General features: G+C 64.7%; 21 protein-coding genes. 12 read left to right on the top strand and 9 right to left on the bottom strand.

Features of this window, described 5'->3' with window-relative positions; genetic code table 11:
• Positions 1–5 precede the first annotated feature (5 nt).
• From NKI64_RS19935 to NKI64_RS19925, 3 genes are all read right to left on the bottom strand, one after another.
• Positions 6–632 carry a glutathione S-transferase family protein gene (locus NKI64_RS19935; protein WP_023706962.1) on the bottom strand — a complete coding sequence of 209 codons (627 nt, stop codon included), beginning with the start codon at positions 630–632 and terminating at the stop codon, positions 6–8.
• A gap of 202 nt (positions 633–834) precedes the next feature.
• Complete coding sequence (gene cysK / locus NKI64_RS19930) at positions 835–1,809, bottom strand: cysteine synthase A (protein WP_023692952.1); 975 nt, start codon at positions 1,807–1,809, stop codon at positions 835–837.
• 179 nt (positions 1,810–1,988) lie between these two features.
• The gene (locus NKI64_RS19925; RefSeq protein WP_023672046.1) at positions 1,989–2,606 is read right to left on the bottom strand and encodes a LysE family translocator; all 618 of its coding nucleotides are present in this window, start codon (positions 2,604–2,606) and stop codon (positions 1,989–1,991) included.
• A 179-nt stretch (positions 2,607–2,785) separates the two neighbouring features.
• Here NKI64_RS19925 and NKI64_RS19920 point away from each other — a divergent pair, with 179 nt between their 5' ends.
• The gene (locus tag NKI64_RS19920) at positions 2,786–3,691 is read left to right on the top strand and encodes a hypothetical protein (protein WP_352669554.1); all 906 of its coding nucleotides are present in this window, start codon (positions 2,786–2,788) and stop codon (positions 3,689–3,691) included.
• Between the two features lie 24 nt (positions 3,692–3,715).
• On the opposite strand, the gene NKI64_RS19915 is transcribed toward NKI64_RS19920, so the two are convergent.
• The 3 genes from NKI64_RS19915 to hrcA form a co-directional block, all read right to left on the bottom strand.
• A complete protein-coding gene (locus tag NKI64_RS19915; RefSeq protein WP_023827547.1) occupies positions 3,716–5,065 on the bottom strand; it encodes a PQQ-dependent sugar dehydrogenase in 1,350 nt (449 codons plus the stop codon).
• A 106-nt stretch (positions 5,066–5,171) separates the two neighbouring features.
• Positions 5,172–5,372, bottom strand: a complete 201-nt coding sequence (locus NKI64_RS19910; RefSeq protein ID WP_352669551.1) for a hypothetical protein — start codon at positions 5,370–5,372, stop codon at positions 5,172–5,174.
• A gap of 36 nt (positions 5,373–5,408) precedes the next feature.
• The gene (hrcA, locus tag NKI64_RS19905) at positions 5,409–6,494 is read right to left on the bottom strand and encodes a heat-inducible transcriptional repressor HrcA (RefSeq protein WP_023805846.1); all 1,086 of its coding nucleotides are present in this window, start codon (positions 6,492–6,494) and stop codon (positions 5,409–5,411) included.
• Positions 6,495–6,642: 148 nt separating this feature from the next.
• On the opposite strand from hrcA, the gene rph reads away from it, so the two are divergent.
• The 4 genes from rph to hemW all read left to right on the top strand — a co-directional run bounded on the left by rph (position 6,643) and on the right by hemW (position 9,764).
• Entirely contained in the window at positions 6,643–7,359 is a 717-nt protein-coding gene (gene rph / locus NKI64_RS19900) for a ribonuclease PH (protein WP_023672052.1), read from the top strand.
• Positions 7,360–7,549: 190 nt separating this feature from the next.
• Positions 7,550–7,960 (top strand): VOC family protein, encoded by a 411-nt coding sequence (locus tag NKI64_RS19895; protein ID WP_023728747.1) that lies wholly within the window; start codon positions 7,550–7,552, stop codon positions 7,958–7,960.
• Positions 7,960–8,607 (top strand): RdgB/HAM1 family non-canonical purine NTP pyrophosphatase, encoded by a 648-nt coding sequence (gene rdgB / locus NKI64_RS19890; protein ID WP_023692946.1) that lies wholly within the window; start codon positions 7,960–7,962, stop codon positions 8,605–8,607. The genes NKI64_RS19895 and rdgB overlap by 1 nt, the downstream gene beginning before the upstream one ends.
• On the top strand, positions 8,607–9,764 hold the full coding sequence (hemW, locus tag NKI64_RS19885; RefSeq protein WP_352669546.1) for a radical SAM family heme chaperone HemW: 1,158 nt from the start codon (positions 8,607–8,609) through the stop codon (positions 9,762–9,764). The genes rdgB and hemW overlap by 1 nt, the downstream gene beginning before the upstream one ends.
• Before the next feature lie 24 nt (positions 9,765–9,788).
• On the opposite strand, the gene NKI64_RS19880 is transcribed toward hemW, so the two are convergent.
• The gene (locus NKI64_RS19880) at positions 9,789–9,977 is read right to left on the bottom strand and encodes a hypothetical protein (protein WP_023672058.1); all 189 of its coding nucleotides are present in this window, start codon (positions 9,975–9,977) and stop codon (positions 9,789–9,791) included.
• Between the two features lie 7 nt (positions 9,978–9,984).
• Positions 9,985–10,170 carry a hypothetical protein gene (locus NKI64_RS19875; RefSeq protein WP_023681229.1) on the bottom strand — a complete coding sequence of 62 codons (186 nt, stop codon included), beginning with the start codon at positions 10,168–10,170 and terminating at the stop codon, positions 9,985–9,987.
• A 172-nt stretch (positions 10,171–10,342) separates the two neighbouring features.
• On the opposite strand from NKI64_RS19875, the gene rsmI reads away from it, so the two are divergent.
• Together rsmI and NKI64_RS19865 are read left to right on the top strand one after the other, a co-directional pair.
• On the top strand, positions 10,343–11,251 hold the full coding sequence (rsmI, locus tag NKI64_RS19870; protein WP_352669544.1) for a 16S rRNA (cytidine(1402)-2'-O)-methyltransferase: 909 nt from the start codon (positions 10,343–10,345) through the stop codon (positions 11,249–11,251).
• Positions 11,244–11,621: a YraN family protein gene (locus tag NKI64_RS19865; RefSeq protein WP_352669541.1), complete on the top strand. Its 378-nt coding sequence runs from the start codon at positions 11,244–11,246 to the stop codon at positions 11,619–11,621. The genes rsmI and NKI64_RS19865 overlap by 8 nt, the downstream gene beginning before the upstream one ends.
• Positions 11,622–11,797: 176 nt before the next feature.
• Here NKI64_RS19865 and NKI64_RS19860 read toward each other — a convergent pair whose 3' ends face one another.
• The gene (locus NKI64_RS19860; RefSeq protein WP_023687560.1) at positions 11,798–12,604 is read right to left on the bottom strand and encodes an undecaprenyl-diphosphate phosphatase; all 807 of its coding nucleotides are present in this window, start codon (positions 12,602–12,604) and stop codon (positions 11,798–11,800) included.
• A gap of 169 nt (positions 12,605–12,773) precedes the next feature.
• Here NKI64_RS19860 and NKI64_RS19855 point away from each other — a divergent pair, with 169 nt between their 5' ends.
• From NKI64_RS19855 to NKI64_RS19835, 5 genes are all read left to right on the top strand, one after another.
• Positions 12,774–13,466: a glutathione S-transferase family protein gene (locus NKI64_RS19855; RefSeq protein ID WP_023672063.1), complete on the top strand. Its 693-nt coding sequence runs from the start codon at positions 12,774–12,776 to the stop codon at positions 13,464–13,466.
• On the top strand, positions 13,447–14,601 hold the full coding sequence (gene queG / locus NKI64_RS19850; protein WP_352669538.1) for a tRNA epoxyqueuosine(34) reductase QueG: 1,155 nt from the start codon (positions 13,447–13,449) through the stop codon (positions 14,599–14,601). The genes NKI64_RS19855 and queG overlap by 20 nt, the downstream gene beginning before the upstream one ends.
• Positions 14,598–15,527, top strand: a complete 930-nt coding sequence (locus NKI64_RS19845; RefSeq protein WP_023710340.1) for an SDR family oxidoreductase — start codon at positions 14,598–14,600, stop codon at positions 15,525–15,527. The genes queG and NKI64_RS19845 overlap by 4 nt, the downstream gene beginning before the upstream one ends.
• A 46-nt stretch (positions 15,528–15,573) precedes the next feature.
• On the top strand, positions 15,574–16,656 hold the full coding sequence (mepA, locus tag NKI64_RS19840; RefSeq protein ID WP_460221917.1) for a penicillin-insensitive murein endopeptidase: 1,083 nt from the start codon (positions 15,574–15,576) through the stop codon (positions 16,654–16,656).
• A gap of 152 nt (positions 16,657–16,808) precedes the next feature.
• Positions 16,809–17,828, top strand: coding sequence for a glucokinase (locus NKI64_RS19835; protein WP_023710339.1), 1,020 nt, complete (start codon positions 16,809–16,811; stop codon positions 17,826–17,828).
• Positions 17,829–18,104 lie beyond the last annotated feature (276 nt).

The raw sequence follows: 18,104 nt of genomic DNA, 5'->3' as shown, positions 1-18,104 counted from the left end.
TCCGTTCAGGCCGGCCACATCTCATGCGTGGTGTTGAGCCGTTTCATCAGCGGATGCGCGCGCAGCGCCGACCATAAGCGTTCGATGTTCGGCCAGTCGGCTCGCGCCTTGTCCATATCGGGGTGCCAGGCCACCAGCATGACGAGGTAGATGTCGGCCAGCGACATCGCGTCGCCGACCAGCCAGCCGCGCCCCTCGAGGGCTGCATCGACAATGGCGAAGCCGCGGTCCATCTCGGCAATGGCTGCCTGCTTGACGGCTTTCTTGCCGTCGGCATCGGTGGTGTAGCGATGGGCATAATAGAGGCGCAGGATGGCGGGGTAGAGCACCGATGACATGAACGCCATCCAGCGCAGGAAACCGGCGCGATCCGGCGATCCGGCGGCCGGCGCCAGACCCGCCTCCGGATGGCGCTCGGCAAGCAGGATGCAGATCGCCGCCGATTCGGTTATCGATTGACCGTTGGGCAAGGTCAGCACCGGAACCTGGTTCAACGGGCTGATGTCGAGGAAAGCCGGGTCCGGCGGATCCTTCTTCGGCACATCGATCTGGTCGAATTGCGCGTTTGCCAGCGCCAATGCGGCCTCGACGACGAAACCGCCGCTGCCTGGGCGCGTGTAAAGCTTGTACATGTGATTCTCCCCCTGCCCGCGCGAAGCAGGCCGGGGCGATTTGACCCTGAAGCCGCCTCCCGCTCAAGCCGGTGGCGGACGCCACGGCCGGGTTTTCTGCGGTCCAGCCAATCGAGACTTCCGATGTCGGAGGGACAGCACCCCCCGATGCCCGGCAGGGCAGAGGGGGGTGCGAAGGATCGCCGCCTATCCCGTTGAGACGTTAAGCGCCCAGCCCGTCGAACAGGATCGTCGACAGATAGCGCTCGGCGAAGGACGGGATGATCACCACCAGGTTCTTGCCCTTGTTCTCCGGCCGCGACCCGACGACGATGGCGGCCTGCAAGGCGGCGCCCGACGAGATGCCGACCGGCACGCCTTCAAGGCGGGCGACGAGGCGGGCGTTGGCGACCGAATCCTCGTTGGAGACCTTGACGATCTCGTCATAGATCGAGGTGTCGAGGATCTTGGGCGCAAAGCCGGCGCCGATGCCTTGGATCTTGTGCGGGCCGGGCTGGCCGCCCGACAGCACCGGCGAGGCCTCCGGCTCGACGGCGACGACATGCACCGAGGGCTTGCGTTGCTTCAGCACCTGGCCGACGCCGGTGATCGTGCCGCCGGTACCGATGCCGGCGACGAAGATGTCGACCCCGCCATCGGTGTCGTTCCAGATCTCCTCGGCGGTGGTGCGGCGGTGGATCTCCGGGTTGGCCGGGTTTTCGAACTGCTGCGGGATGACGGCGTCAGGCAGGGTGGCGGCCAATTCGTCGGCCTTGGCGATGGCGCCCTTCATGCCTTTCGGCCCTTCCGTCAGCACCAGTTCGGCGCCCAGCAGCGCCAGCATCTTGCGGCGCTCCACCGACATGGTTTCGGGCATGGTCAGGATCAGCTTGTAGCCCTTGGCGGCGGCGGCGAAGGCGAGCGCGATGCCGGTATTCCCCGAGGTCGGCTCGATCAGCGTCGTCTTGCCGGGTTTGATCCGGCCCGACGCTTCCAGCGCCTCGATCATGGAAACGCCGATGCGGTCCTTGACCGAGGCGATCGGATTGAAGAATTCGAGCTTGGCAAGAAGGTTGGCAACGACGCCCTTCTCCTTGGCGAACTTGTCGAGCCGCACCAGCGGCGTGTCGCCGATCGTCTCGGTGATCGAGTTGTAGACACGGCCGCGGCCGGGCACGCGCGCGGAAGGCTTGTTCATTGGTTTCGCTCCCAAATCAGATCAGGCAATTGGCGTCGGCGGACAGAATAGGGCTTTCGCCCGCGCAAGATAGGCTGCCGGCCGAAAATATCGAGTGGGCCGCTTGCTGAAAACGCTTGTCTCCTCAAGCCGCATTTTCCGGATGGACCGATCGGCGGAATGGATGGGCCTGAACCGATCTACTGACGTGCGGCAATGGCAGCGGCCGCGCCCACCATGAAGCCGGCGGCGGTGCGGTTCAGCGCCTTCAGCGCGCGTGGCGATTTCAGGAACCAGCGCGCCTTGGCGGCCAGCGCAAGATAGGGCACCAGCACCACAAAGAGCACGATAACGGTGAGCGCGACCAGGATGCCGTAGTCGGCGAGCGTGATGGTCTTCAGGTCGACGATGGTCGGCGTGATGGCGAGGTAGAAGATCATCGTTTTCGGGTTGCCCAGCGTGACGGTGAGGCCGGCAAGGAAGCTCGATACCAGGCCGCCCTTGCCTTTCCTGGCCTCGACAGTCTCGGGCGTGATCCCGGCCGTCCAGAAACGCCAGCCGAGGAAGGCGAGATAGGAGACGCCCAGCCATTTGATGGCGAGAAAGACCATGCCGAAGCTTTGCGCGACAAAGGCAAGGCCGAGCACCACTGCGGTGAGATAAATGAGGTCGCCGAGCATCAGGCCGAACGACATCGCCAGCGATGAGCGGAAGCCGGATCCGAGCGCCCGCGCCACAAGCGCGGTGACGCCGGGGCCGGGAATGGCGGCGGCGATGCCCAGCGCAGCACTATAGGCAAGGAAGCCGGTGAGGGTCATGACGGTCGCACCTCGTGAAACGACTCTGATGCCATGAAAAGCCTGCAACGGCAAAACGGATTCGATTGCGCCAAGCAGGACATGAAAGCCGGTCATCATCGCCTGAAAGCGAGAGATGGTTCACTTACGCCTCGAAGGCGGTCGGCTATCTCGCATGGCTCCGAACGGCAGGAGCACCCATGTTAGCCAAAAGACTTCACATCCAGCTCATGAAGTGGATGCCCAACAACTATTCCGAAGCACGCGGTCATGTCCACGAGCTGGAATGGTATCTGTGGTTCGAGGGGCGTCAGGCTTTCAGCCTGTTCGACAAGGGCGATAGCGATGTCGTTCCGCAGACTGGATATTTTACCGACAGCCGGGACCCTGGCGCTCACCCCATTCGTCCGATGATCTATCCGCTGGTAGTCAACAACCGGTTCAAGGTGCGACTGGTGGCGATGGAGCGTGACGGACCGCAAAAGATAGACCCCGACGACACCGCCAAAGGCGAATTCTACATCGACCTCGACACCAAATATCCGCCGGTCTCCGACTGGCGCATCATCGCTGCCGATCCGCGCAGTACCGACCTCAACGTGGAAGCGTCGTTCCAGCTGCAATGGCTGGACTATGTCGATACCGCCGAGATCGCCGAGGATGGCCCGCCACGCATCATCGACAAGTCCAACTATCCCTATCCGTGGGGCGCCAATGTGATGGTGTTCGAGCACTGGCTCGGGCTTGGCCGCAAGGCGCCGCTCAAACTCATCGACCCGAACCGCGCATCGCGCCGCGAATACTGGATGATCAATGGCAATGCGGCCCGGCGCATGGTGCAGGACCTCTATCGCTTCAACGTCAACCAGCTTGGCGTCGCCAACGACACCATCAGCAGTGTTTACGTGCCGAAGCTCAATGCCGGCCACGTCACGGTGACGCTTTACGAACACGATTTCAGCGACGGCCGCTTCGCGCAAGGGGCGAAGAAGTCCTTCGGCTCGGTCGGCCTCTTCAATCTCAGGGATACCGGTTTCGATGACCGCGTCTCATCGGCCGAGGTGATCCATACCTATCCCAAGGTGATCCATCGGGACGTGCATTAGGGCCGGATTGCGCTGTTCGCCGGCTCAGGATGGGCCATCGACATGGGTGATGCGCCAGATGGTGCCATTGCCATCCTCGGTTACGATAAGCGCGCCGTCCTTGGCCACCGCGACGCCGACCGGCCGGCCCCAGACGGCGTCGTCGGAGAGGACGAAGCCGGTGATGAAATCCTGGTACTCGCCGGTCGGCTTGCCGTCGCTGAATCTCAGCCGCACCACCTTGTAGCCGGTCCTCATACCACGGTTCCAGGAGCCGTGCAGGGCGACGAAAGCATCGCCCTTGTACTCGGCCGGAAAATTGTCGCCGTCATAGAAGGCGATGTTGAGCGGCGCCGAATGCGCCTGCATCAGCACGTCGGGCACGGCGACCGAGCCGGCGAGGTCTGGGCGCGCGCCCTCGTGACGCGGGTCCTCGTTGGCGCCGATATAATACCAGGGCCAGCCATAGAAGGCGCCGTCCTTGACTGAGGTGGCATATTCGAACGGCACATCGTCGCCGAGACCGTCGCGCTCGTTGACGACACACCACAGCGCGCCGGTGGCCGGCTGCACGGTCATGCCCGAGCAATTGCGCAGGCCGGTAGCGAGGATGCGGCCATTCTTGCCGTCGGGGCCGAAGGCCAGCACGTCGGCACGGCCATCCTCGGAACCCCAGGTGGCGCCGAGTGGCTGTGATTTTGCCCAGGCGTCAAGGCCGCCCTTCGGTGCCTTCTGCATGCCCTCCGCGACGTTCGATCCGGAGCCGACCGAGAGATACAGCGTCTTCCCGTCCGGCGAGAAGGCGATATCGCGGGTCCAGTGGCCGCCGGTAGGGATGTCGGAGACAATCGTCTCCGGTTCGCCGGAGGCTTTAAGGTCGCCGTCGCGATAGGCGTAGCGGACCACGCTGTCGTTGTTGGCGACGTAGACCCATTGCGGCTTGTCGCCAGGCGGGTAGAAGGCGATGCCATAGGGCTGGTTTAGATTGTCGGCAAAAATGCCCTCTTCGGCCGGCTTCGCGCTACCCTTGGCCAGCCGATAGACGCGGATCTGGTTGGCGTCACTGTCGGCGACGAACAGGTCGCCGTTCGGCGCCACGCGCACGACCCGCGGATTGGAAATGCCGGAAGCAACCAGTTCGGCCGAAAACCCAGGCGGCAGGACGGGCTTCGCGCCCTCGGGCCGATCGCCGAGGCCGGCGCTGTTGGAGGCGGATCCGGTGATGTTGGGTCTTTTCAGATCATCCGGCCTAATCAGCCGGCGCACACCTGGCTTGTCGGCCTTCCAGTCGCCGAAAGCGTCCTTGCCGGTCAGCAGCAGTTGATCAGCCTGCTGGGCGAAGGCGCTGGTGGCCAGAAGCAGGGCAAGGCCTGCGAAGCCGGCAATCCGGATCATGCTGTTCTCCTCGAACTCGCGCCGGTCGGCGCGTCACGACAAGGGAGATATTGTGCGGCCGCCGCAAAAGAGAAGCGTGCGCGCGCAGATTCGACGAGAGAACCGCTCAACTTTCCTCTTCGACGTCCAGATCGTCGTCGAGACGCTTTTCCAATGCGACGAGATCTTCCGGCAGCGGCAAGCCCATGGCGCGCATTTCGCGCAGTTTTTTGCGCAGCTGCTCCTGGATTTCGTGCTCGTCCTCCGGCTGGTTGACCATTTCTTCGAGCAGCATGCTGATCTGGGCCTTGAACGATTCAAGCGCCATTCTGCGCCCTCCTTTACGGTGATCCCGGCTTCGGAATTATCTTAACATCCGGGTAATCAATTGGGCCGTGTAGTCGACCATCGGCACGATGCGGGCATAATTCAGCCTGGTCGGGCCGATGACGCCGAGCGCGCCGACGACGCGGGCGTCCTTGTCGCGGTAAGGTGCCACGACCAGCGACGAGCCGGAGAGCGAGAACAGCTTGTTTTCCGAGCCGATGAAGATCCGCACGCCGGGGCCGTCCTCGGCGAGGTCGAGCAGCTGGATCAGCCCGTCCTGCGTCTCCAGATCCTCGAACAGGTGGCGCAGCAATTCGATATCGGCCTGGGCGGTGACGTTTTCGAGCAAATTGGCGCGGCCGCGCACGATAAGGCGCGCCGGCAGGCCGCTGTCGGCGCCGGCCCACACCGCCAGGCCTTTCTCGACCAGGTCCTGCGACAACGTGTCCAGCGCTGCCCGGGTCTCGTCCTTGATACGGGCGATCTCGATGCGCGCCTCGGCGAGCGTGCGGCCCCTGATATTGGCGTTGAGGAAGTTGGAGGCCTCGTGCAGCTGCGACACGGTGATGCCGGCCGGCAGGTCGACGACGCGGTTCTCGACATCGCCATTCTGCGACACCATCACCGCCAGCGCCTTGGTCGGCTCGAGCTGGATGAACTCGATGTGCTTCAGCGCCACCTCGTTCTTGGTGGCGAGCACCAGGCCGGCGCCGCGCGACATGCCCGACAGCATCTGGCTGGCCTCGGTCAGCATGTGTTCCAGCGTCGCGCCCGAGCCGGAGGCGCGCACCTGCGCCTCGATGACCCGGCGTTCCTCGTCGGAGAGATCGCCAAGCTCCATGAAGGCATCGACGAAGAATCGCAGGCCGGTCTGAGTCGGCAGGCGCCCGGCCGAGATGTGCGGGGCATAGATCAGGCCGAGATGCTCGAGGTCGCTCATCACGTTGCGGATGGTGGCCGGCGACAGCGACGACGGCAGGATGCGCGACAGGCTGCGCGATCCCACAGGCTCACCGTCCTTCAGATAGGACTCGACAATGCGCCGAAAGATGTCGCGCGAACGCATGTCGAGCGACTGCAGCGCGGGCGCCAGCAAACTGGGTTCGGTGACTGCCTTGGTCATTCGAGCCAAAAACCTCCGGCTCAAGGATATAGACTTCCATCGCCCCCGCGCAACCCGGCGTCTATCTGGGGGCCTTTTCCTTTGCGCCATGGGCTGCATGCGTCTACAAGCCGCCGACGCAACCATAAAAGAACAGAAAGAGGCCTCGATGCGCCCTTCCAAACGCCAAGCCGACGAAATGCGCGCCATCTCCTTCGAGCGCGGCGTCTCCAAACACGCCGAAGGCTCGTGCCTGGTGAAATTCGGCGACACGCATGTGTTGTGCACGGCGAGCCTGGAGGAAAAGGTGCCGGGCTGGATGCGCAATTCCGGCAAGGGCTGGGTGACGGCGGAATACGGCATGCTGCCGCGTTCGACCGGCGAGCGCATGCGCCGTGAAGCCTCGGCCGGCAAGCAAGGCGGCCGCACGCTGGAAATCCAGCGGCTGATCGGCCGCTCCTTGCGCGCCGTCGTCGACCTGCAGGCGCTGGGCGAACAGCAGATCACCGTCGACTGCGACGTCATCCAGGCCGATGGCGGCACCCGCACGGCTTCGATCACCGGCGGCTGGGTGGCGCTCTACGATTGCCTGCGCTGGATGGAAGCGCGGCAGATGGCCAGTGTTGCCAAGGTGCTGAAGGACCATGTCGCGGCAATTTCCTGCGGCATCCATGACGGCCAGCCGGTCATCGACCTCGACTACATCGAGGATTCATCTGCCGGCACCGACGCCAATTTCGTCATGACCGGCAAGGGCGGCATCGTCGAGATCCAGGGCACCGCCGAGGGCGAGCCGTTCTCGGAAGGGCAGTTCGCGGAGCTGATGGGCCTGGCAAAGAAGGGCATTCAGCGGCTGGTGAGCTTGCAGCAGATGGCTGTGGCCTGATTGAATTTAACGTGATGACGTCGGCGATCCTTCACACCCCCCTCTGGCCTGCCGGCCATCTCCCCCGCAAGGGGGGAGATCAGAGGTCGCAACCGTTTTCGCCAACCATCAACGTTGAGACGCCGCCAGCGGAACTGCCAATCTCCCCCCTTGCGGGGGAGATGCCCGGCAGGGCAGAGGGGGGTGCCTCGTGACTCCCTCCGCGATTCTGGAATCGGCACTTTACGTCACTGATTTGCCGGCTGCCGAGACCTTCTACTCCGATGTCCTCGGCCTCCCTCTCCTCGGCAAGGTCGACGGCCGCCATCTCTTCTTCCGCTGCGGCCCGGGCGTGCTGCTGGTCTTCAATGCCGAAGCCACCAAAATCCCGCCGGCGCCCGATGCGCGGCTGAAAGTGCCGCCACATGGCACGGTCGGCGAGGGCCATCTCTGCTTTGCCGCAAGTGCGGATGAACTCGCACAGTGGAAGGCGCAACTTGAGGCGAAAAACATCGCCATCGAAAGCGAATTCGAATGGCCGCAGGGCGGGCGCTCGATCTACATACGCGACCCCTCGGGCAATTCGATCGAATTCGCCGAGCCAGGGATCTGGGGCCTTTGATGCATTCTCTCGATGGAAAGAAGATCGTCGTTGCCAGCCACAATGAAGGCAAGCTGCGCGAATTCGCCGACTTGATGGGTCCGTTCGGCTTCGAGGCGAAGTCGGCCAAGGACTACGGCCTGCCGGAACCGGAGGAGACCGGCACCACCTTCGAGGAAAACGCCTACATCAAGGCCTTCGCCGCGGCTAAGGCGACCGGCCTGCCGGCGCTGTCGGACGATTCGGGCCTGTGCGTCGACGCGCTCGACGGCGCCCCCGGCGTCTACACCGCCAATTGGGCCGAAGCTCCCGATGGCAGCCGCGACTTCGGCATGGCCATGCAGCGCACCGAAGTGGCCTTGCAGGAGGTCGGCGCCGCCAAGCCAGCGCAGCGCAAGGGGCGGTTCGTCGCCGTCATCTGCCTGGCCTTCCCCAATGGCGAGGCTGAATATTATCGCGGCGAGGCTGAGGGAACGCTGGTGTGGCCGCCGCGCGGCGAACTCGGCTTCGGCTACGACCCGGTGTTTTTGCCCGACGGTTTCGACAAGACGTTCGGCGAGATGAGCGCTGAGGAAAAACACGGCTGGAAGCCCGGTCAGCCGACGGCGCTGTCGCACCGCGCCCGCGCCTTCCAGAAATTCGCCCGCGCCAGGTTAGGCTCAGCTTAATGTCGCTGGACCGCAGCCCGGGCTTCGGCGTCTACATCCATTGGCCGTTCTGCGCGGCCAAATGCCCGTATTGCGACTTCAACAGCCATGTCCGTCACCAGCCGGTCGACCAGGAGCGCTTTGCCCGCGCCTTCGAGACCGAGCTGAAGACGATGCGCGAGCGGACCGGGGCGCGCGAGGTGACCAGTATCTTTCTCGGCGGCGGCACACCGTCGCTGATGCAGCCGCAGACGGTGGCGGCGGTGCTGGACGCCGTGGCGAAGAACTGGACGGTGCCCGACGGCATCGAGGTGACGCTGGAGGCCAATCCATCCTCGGTCGAGGCCGAGCGCTTTCGCGGCTACCGCGCCGCCGGCGTCAACCGCGTGTCGCTCGGCGTGCAGGCGCTGAACGACAAGGATCTGCGCTTCCTCGGCCGGCTGCACAATGTCCACGAGGCGCTGCATGCAATTGGCCTGGCACGGGACATATTCCCAAGACTTTCCTTCGACCTGATCTACGCCCGCCCCGGCCAGACGCTGGACGACTGGCAGGTGGAGCTCGAACAGGCGATCGGCCATGCCGCCGACCATCTGTCGCTCTACCAGCTGACCATCGAGGAAGGCACGCCGTTCCATGCGCTGCATGCGGCGCACAAGTTTACCGTTCCCGACAATGACCGGGCCGCCGATCTCTATGCGCTGACTCAGGAGGTCACCGCGGCGCATGGCCTGCCGGCCTATGAGATTTCCAACCACGCCAGGCCGGGCGCCGAGAGCCGGCACAATCTGACCTATTGGCGGTATGGCGAATATGTCGGCGTCGGACCGGGCGCGCATGGCCGCTTTATCGAAAACGGCCAGCGCATCGTGACGATCGCCGAGCGGATGCCGGAGACCTGGGCCGGTCTTGTCGAGGCCAAAGGCCATGGCGTCACCGGCGGCGAGGTCTTGACACGCTCGGAGGAGGCCGACGAGTTCCTGCTGATGGGGCTGAGGTTGGCCGAAGGCATCGACCTTTCCCGCTACGAGGCGTTTTCCGGGCGTGGCCTGTCGAGCGCCCGGCTGACCGTACTGCAGGATGAGGGGCTGGTGGCGCCGATCGGCAATGCCAGGCTACGCGCCACGCCAGCCGGCATGATCGTGCTCGATGCCGTGGTGGCGGATTTGGCGCGATAACGCCTTTGAAAAACGTGCTCTTCGTCAAGCGTCGTGCTTGAAGCGGCGCTTGCCGCGGTGTTTCTCGGCATGCGCCTCTCCGGTCCGGGCCGGCTTGGCGTCGCTCTTGTCCCGGCGGACGCTGTTCTGGTCGTTCATCGGATGCGGCGGCGCGCCTTCGCGGGCGCTCTTCGTTTCAAGACGGGTGATGAAGATATCGAAACGATTGGGCATCGTACGGTCAGTGCTCCGTCGTGCTGTCCGGTTTGTTGTCCGAAAGCCTGACATTCGTCGGCAAGGCGGTGGCCGCCCGACTGGTCAGGCCGGTGTCGCTCTCGGCGAGCGCACGCTTGCCCTTTGGCGCGGGCACGCGGTTGCGCCCGGCATAGTAGGGCTCGAAAACGTCCTGCAATTCCAGGCTGTCCATCCTGTCCTCCTCCTCAAGAGACTCAGGTATTCAATCCGCCAGCCACGCTTTCGTTCCCCACTGTGGCAAAGACATGGCCGCCGGGTTACATCGGCGTCAGGTTTGGCCCGACGTTCGGGAGTTTTGCAACCCGGCGCGCGCCATGCCAAACAGGGCGAAATGGAGAGACCCGGTGACCGGCGAGAAACGCAGCTATGTGATCGGGCAGACCGAGCTCGCAGTCCGGCCGCTGGCGCCGGCGCTGTATCTGGTGGCGACGCCGATCGGCAATCTCTCCGACATCACGCTGCGCGCGCTGGAAACGCTGGCGGCCGCCGACGTCGTCGCCTGCGAGGACACCCGCGTCTCGCGCGTGCTGCTCGACCGCTACGGCATCCGCCGCCGCACCACGGCCTATCATGAACACAATGCCGGCGAGGCCGGACCGAAGCTGATCGCGGCACTCGAGGCCGGGCAGAGCGTGGCGCTGATTTCGGATGCCGGCACGCCGCTGATCTCCGACCCAGGCTACCGGCTGGTCGGCGAAGCGCTGGAGCGCGGCCTGCGCGTGGTGCCGATCCCCGGCCCATCGGCGCCGCTGGCGGCGCTGACGGCGTCGGGCCTGCCGTCCGACGCCTTCCTGTTTGCGGGGTTTTTGCCGGTGAAATCTGGGCAGCGGCTGACCAGGCTGGAGACCTTCAAGACGGTGCCGGCAACGCTGATCTTCTTCGAGTCGCCACGCCGGCTGGCCGATACGCTGCTTGCGATGGTCGAGGCGCTGGGTGGTGGGCGCAAGGCCGCCATCGGCCGCGAGCTGACCAAGACTTTTGAAGAGATGCGGACGGGAACGCTGCAGGCGCTGGCCGACCACTATGCGGCGGCTGACACGCCGAAGGGCGAGATCGTCATCTGCGTCGGACCCGCCGAGATCAAGGCCGACCAACCCGCCGACATCGACCGGCTGCTGCTGTCGCTGGCCGCCGAAATGCCGGCGTCCAAGGCGGCGGCGGAAGCGGCGAAGATGACAGGCGGGCAGAAGCAGTCGCTCTACCGCCGGCTGCTGGAACTCAGGAATGCGGTTGGAGAAGGCGAAGGTGGCTGAGCGCCCGGCCGCCAGCCGCCAAAAAGCCTATCGGCGCGGCCATCGCGGCGAGTGGCTGGCGGCAGCGGCGCTGATGCTGAAAGGTTATCGCATCCTCGCCCGCCGGCATCGCACCCGCTTCGGCGAGATCGACCTGATCGCCAGGCGCGGCGACCTGGTGCTGTTCGTCGAGGTCAAGGCGCGGCGCACGCTGATGGAAGCGATGGAGGCGATCGGCCACGAATCGGAGCACCGCATCGAGGGCGCCGCCGACATCTGGCTGTCGCGGCATCCGGACTACGGCAGATTGTCGATGCGCTTCGACATGATCGCGGTGCTGCCCTGGCGCTGGCCGGTGCATGTCGAGAACGCGTTTTTTGGGAGGAGTTAGCGGCCTTTACCCTCCCCCTTGTGGGGAGGGTCGGTGAGCAAGCGACTCGACGCGTCGTTGGCGAAACGGGGCGGGGGTGTGGCGCCCCCACCCCGATCCGCTTTGCGGATCGACTGACCGGGGCGAGCCGCCTGTCTCGCCCGTCCTTCGGACCCCCACAAGGGGGAGGGTAAAGCTCACCCCCAAATGAAAAGCGCCACCAACCCAACCGCTCCCACCACCAGGCGCCACCAGCCGAACAGCGAATAGCCGTTGCGCGAGACGTAATCGAGCAGGAAGCGGACGACGATCAGCGCGGTAAGGAAGGCGGCGATGAAGCCGATAGCGATGATCGGCAGGTCGGCGCTGCTCAGCACGTTGCGGTTCTTGAACAGATCGAAGGCGAAGGCGCCGACCATGGTCGGGATGGCGAGGAAGAAGGAGAATTCCGCCGCCGCGCGCTTGTCGACGCCCAGCAGCAGCGCGCCGACGATGGTCGAGCCGGAGCGCGACGTGCCGGGGATCAGCGACAGGCACTGGAACAGGCCGATCTGCAGGTAAAGCCTTGTCGGGAAGCGCTCGACATCGCGATAGACCGGCTGCAGCTTCATGCGGTCCACGACCAACAGCACGACGCCGCCGATGATCAGCATGATGCAGATCAGCCTTGGCGATTCGAACAGCACCGTTTTGATGAAATCATGCGCCAGCGCGCCGATGATGGCGGCCGGCAGGAAGGCAATCAGGATGCCGATGACGAAATGCCGCGTCAGCCGGTCATGCGGCAGGTCGAGCAGCATCTGCCACAGGCGGCGGAAATAGACGCTGAGGATCGCCAGGATGGCGCCGAGCTGGATCAGGATCTCGAACGCCTTGCCGGTGGAATGGAAGCCGAGGAAATGGCCGGCGAGCAGGATATGGCCGGTCGAGGAGACCGGGATGAACTCGGTCAGCCCCTCCAGCAGGCCGAGCAGCAGGGCTTCGACGATGGTGTGGCTATCCATGGCAACCTCGGCATTCAAGGGACGGAAGGAAACGGCTGGCAAAAGGGCTTGCTTGTCACGGCGCGGAAGTCCCCCTATAGGTCGCAGCACCGTGACGGCCGCATGACGGGCCGCCAAGACTTACCGGTGCGGACGGCGATTCGCCAGTGCGCCTTAATATCGCGGAATCATGCTGACGCTTTTCCATCACCCGATGTTCGCCACCTGCCGCTTCGTGCGCCTCGCCTTCGGCGAATATGGCGAGGAGCTGGCGCTGATCGAGGAAAAACCGTGGACGCGGCGCAAGGAGTTTTTGGCGCTGAACCCGGCCGGCACCTTGCCTATCCTGCTGGCCGAAGGCGACGTGCCGATCGTCGGCGCCATGGTGATCGCTGAATATCTCGACGAAACACGTGGTGTCCTGAAGCGCGACAAGCGCCTGTTTGCGGAAGACCCGATGCAGCGCGCCGAAATCCGCCGCCTGACCGACTGGTATCTCAACAAGGCCGAGAGCGAAGTGACCCGGCATCTGGTGCGCGAGCGCGTGCTGAAGCCGGTGATGCCGGAAACGGCGGGCGGCGGTTCCCCCGATTCGGCGGCGATCCGCGCGGCGCGCGCCAACATTCGCCAGCACATGAAGTACACCAACTGGCTGGCCGGCACCCGTCATTGGCTGGCCGGCAGCAAGGTCACCTATGCCGACCTGGCGGCAGCGGCGACGCTGTCGGTGCTGGATTATCTCGGCGAGATCGATTGGCGCGAGCATGCCGCGGCGCGCGAATGGTACACGCGGGTGAAATCGCGGCCGTCGTTCCGGCCGCTGCTCTCCGACCGGGTTCGCGGCCTGTCGCCGGTTTCGCATTATGCGGACCTCGACTTCTAGAAGCCAAACCCTGCGCGCGCTGATCGACGCCGAGGCGCGGCGCGCCGGCTTCGATGCGGTTGCCGTCATCACGCCTGACGCGATCCCGCTGGCGCCGGCCAGATTGGCAGAATTCGTCGCCGATGGTTTTCACGGTTCGATGGCGTGGATTGCGGAGACGCTCCAACGCCGCAGCGAGCCTTCGACGCTGTGGCCCGAGGTGCGCTCGATCATCGTGCTGGCAATGAATTACGGCCCCGACCACGATCCGCGTGCGCTGCAGGCAAGGCGCGATCGCGGCGCGATCTCGGTCTATGCGCAAAACCGCGACTATCACGAAGTGATGAAGGGCCGGCTGAAGGAGATCGCCGGCAAGATCGTGGCGCGGGCCGGCGGCGACGTGAAGGTTTTCGTCGATACGGCCCCGGTTATGGAAAAGCCGCTGGCTGAGGCCGCCGGGCTCGGCTGGCAAGGCAAGCACACCAATCTGGTCAGCCGCGAGCACGGCTCCTGGCTGTTTCTCGGCACCATCTTCACCACGGCGGAGCTCACGCCAGATGCGACCGAGGTAGACCATTGCGGTTCCTGCCGCGCCTGCCTCGACGCCTGCCCGACCGATGCCTTTCCGGCGCCCTACCGGCTCGATGCCAGGCGCTGCATCTCCTACCTGACCATCGAGAACAAGGGGCCGATCCCGCAAGAATTCCGCGAAAAGATCGGCAACCGCATCTATGGCTGCGACGATTGCCTTGCCGCCTGCCCGTGGAACAAGTTTGCCCGCGCCGCTTCGGAAGCCAAGCTTGCTGCCCGCGACGAACTGCGCGAGCCGCCGCTGGGCGAGCTGTTGCAGCTAGACGACACGGCGTTCCGGACCTTTTTCTCCGGCTCGCCGATCAAGCGCATCGGCCGCGACCGCTTTGTCCGCAATGTGCTGGTTGCCGCCGGCAATTCCGGCGATGTTTCGCTGGCCGGCCCGGTGCGCGATCTGCTTGGCGATGCCTCGCCGCTGGTGCGCGGCGCGGCGATCTGGGCGCTGTCGCGGCTGGTGCCGGCCGCCGAATTCAACAGGCAGGCGGCGATCTACTCGAACACTGAAACCGACACGACAGTGCGGGGCGAATGGCTGTCCGTATTGCCAATTGAGGCGCACGCATGAGCGAAAAACAGGTTTTTATCTTCGGCGCCGGCTATTCGGGCAAAGCCTTTGCACGGGCCAATGCGGAGGCGATTACGATCTTCGGCACCACGCGCTCGGCCGAGAAATTCGAGGCATTGCGTCAGGCCGGCATCGCGCCGCTGCTGTTTCACGGCGCCCTGACACCTGAAATCGGCGAAACGCTGGAGACCACCACCCATCTTGTCATCTCCGTAGCCCCGGAGGAGGCCGGCGACCCTGTGCTTCTCGCCGCGCGCAAGGCGATCGAGGCGATGCCGGCGCTTCGCTGGATCGGCTATCTCTCGACCGTCGGCGTCTATGGCAATTATGACGGTGCCTGGGTCGATGAAACGGCCGAATGCCGGCCGGTGTCGAAACGCTCGTCGATGCGAGTGGCGGCCGAGCGGGGCTGGCTGCAGCTTGGACTCGAGACCGGCAAGCCGGTGGCCATCCTGCGGCTTTCCGGCATTTACGGGCCGGGTCGCAACGCGCTGGTCAATCTGGAAAACGGCACGGCCAGGCGGCTGGTCAAGCCCGACCAGGTGTTCAACCGCATCCATTGCGACGACATCGCCGGCGCGCTCTGGCACCTCATCGGTGGCAATAGAGGCGGCATTTTCAACATCACCGATGACGAGCCGGCGCCGCCGCAGGATGTCGTCACCTATGCCGCTTCGCTGATGGGCGTCGAGCCGCCGCCGGAGATTCCTTTCGAGACCGCCCAACTTTCGCCCATGGCGCGGTCCTTCTATGGCGAGAACAAGCGCGTCGCCAACGCCGCGATCAAGGCGGCGGGCTACCGGTTCCGCTATCCGGACTACCGCCAGGCGTTCGATCGGATGTGGGCCGACGGCAGCTGGCGCGACGGCGAGCCGCGCAGCCCGATGAAGGTAGATAATCGAAACGCGAGCCCGAGGGTGATATGATTCGATTGTGTTGCGGACTTTTGCAGTGGGGTTCATGACGATTTCGATGCGATCCTTGACCGGCAGACGGCCGTTCCTGACGGCGGCGCTGGCGATCGTGGCGCTGGCCGGGCTGGTGGCGGGCGCAATCACGGCCGAGCCACGGGCAAAAGACCTGTTCGGCGCCAAGAAGCTGCCGGCGGTGGCTGCGGCGCAATCCTTCGGCTTCTATTCAAAGGGCTGCTTCACTGGCGGCGTCGCCATTCCGATGGACGGCCAGAACTGGGAGGTGATGCGTCCCTCGCGCAACCGGCGCTGGGGTCATCCAACGATGATTGCGCTGATCGAGAAACTGTCGCGCGATGCCGCCGCCGACGGCTGGCCGGGGCTTCTGATCGGCGACATTTCGCAGCCGCGCGGCGGGCCGATGCTGACCGGGCACGCCTCGCACCAGATCGGCCTCGACGCCGACATCTGGCTGACGCCAATGCCCGACCGCAAGCTCACCACCCAGGAGCGCGAAAACATCAGCGCCACGCTGATGGTCGACGACAAGACGCATCTGGTGAAGGACAGGCTGTGGAAGCCGATGCATACCAAGCTGTTGAAGCGCGCGGCTAGCTATCCGGAAGTCGAGCGCATCCTGGTCAATCCTGGGATCAAGAAGAAGCTGTGCGACACCGTCACCGGCGACCGTACCTGGCTGAGAAAAATCCGGCCGTTCTGGGGTCATGACTATCATTTCCACATCCGCATCGGCTGCCAGCCGGGTTCGCCCAACTGCAAGGGACAGGAAGCGACGCCCGACGATGACGGCTGCGGCAAGCCGCTGGCCTGGTGGTTTACCGAGGAGCCGTGGCGCCCCAACAAGAACCCGGATGCGCCCAAGGCGCGCGACCTGATGACGATGGCGAACCTGCCGAAACAATGCCAGTTCGTGCTTGACCAGCCCGACGCGGACTCGGCCGAAGCCGTCACCTATCGCGGCGGCGGCGTGCCGATCGCCGCCAGGGCGCCGGAACCCGACGCGCCTCCGCCTATTGCGGGCAATGCGGGCGGCTTGCCAAACGCAGCCAACGCCTTCACCGCCACGCCGGAGATCGGCATTCCCCTGCCAAGGCGACGGCCGCCGGCAAACGTCGGACAGTGATGGCGAACTGACGCTTTCCCTTTCCGGGGCCATGCGCTAGTCAATCGATTGAACACCGGGCGATTGAACACCGGGCGATTGAAAAACCGGGCGATTGAAAACCGGGCGATTGAAACGGTCGCAACGGCGCCGCAAAGGGGACGAGCAAGAGCATGTCAGGCGACGACGACACCGCGTTGCGGTTTCCAGTGCTGATCGGCGACATCGGCGGCACCAATGCGCGCTTTTCGATCGTGCTCGACGCAAATTCGGAAGCCGGTGAGCCGCATATCGTGCAAACCGCCAATTTCGCCACCATAGACGAGGCGATCCAGGCGGCGGTGCTCGACCGGTCGTCCATCCGGCCGAATTCGGCAGTGCTGGCCATCGCCGGACCAGTCGATGGCGACGAGATCCCGCTTACCAATTGTCCCTGGGTGGTGAAGCCGAAGCAGATGTTTGCCAATCTGGGCCTGGGCGACATCGTCGTGCTCAACGATTTCGAGGCGCAGGCGCTGGCCGTCGTGGCGCTCGGCGAAGAGCACATGGAAAAGATCGGCGGCGGCACGCCGGAGGAGAATGCCGGGCGTGTCGTGCTCGGTCCCGGCACCGGCCTCGGCGTCGCCGGGTTGGTTCATGCCCTCCACCACTGGATACCGGTGCCTGGCGAAGGCGGCCACATGGATATCGGTCCGCGGACGCCGCGCGATTTCGAGGTGTTCCCGCATATCGAAAAGCTGGACGGCCGCATTTCGGGCGAGCAGATCCTGTGCGGGCGCGGTCTGGTCAATGTCTACCGGGCGGTCGCCAAGGCCGACGGCAAGCCGGCGCCGTTCACCACGCCGGCCGAAATCACCGGGGCGGCGCTGGCCAAGACCGATGCGGTCGCCGAGGAAGCGCTGGCGCTGTTCGTCACCTGCCTCGGCCGCACCGCCGGCGACCTCGCGCTGGTGTTCATGAGCCGCGGCGGCGTGTTCTTGACCGGCGGCATCGCGCAAAAGATCGTGCCCGCGCTGAAGGAAGGCAATTTCCGCGCCGCCTTCGAGGACAAGGCGCCGCACAGCGCGCTGATGGCCTCGATGCCGGTCTATGTCATCACCCACCCGCTGGCGGCACTTCTGGGCCTTGCCGCCTATGCCCGCAACCCTTCGCTGTTCGGCGTCCAGACCGCGGGGCGGCGCTGGCGGGCATGATCCATTTCGTCCCGAAAACGGGTATTTTCTTGGAAATGGCTGCCGCTTTCGTGACCCCAACCTCGGGCCGCGACGAAGTTTCGCCATAGGCAAGCCGTAGCCGGGGCGCTAAGAGGGGCCGAATTCCAGCCTGGCATCCCTAGGGCCTGATGATTTCGGATCGAATCGACCTGAAATCTGAATCCGGCTCTAAATCAAAGAGATAGAGCATGATGTCGTCCGAAAACCGCTTCACACTTTTCGGCATCATGCTCTAGCAAACCACGAAGCGCCCGC

The organism is Mesorhizobium sp. M0478, from assembly GCF_040321305.1.
GTDB lineage: Bacteria > Pseudomonadota > Alphaproteobacteria > Rhizobiales > Rhizobiaceae > Mesorhizobium.
Note: the sequence above shows the minus strand (reverse complement) of the source record. Positions and strands in the feature narration are given on the sequence as shown.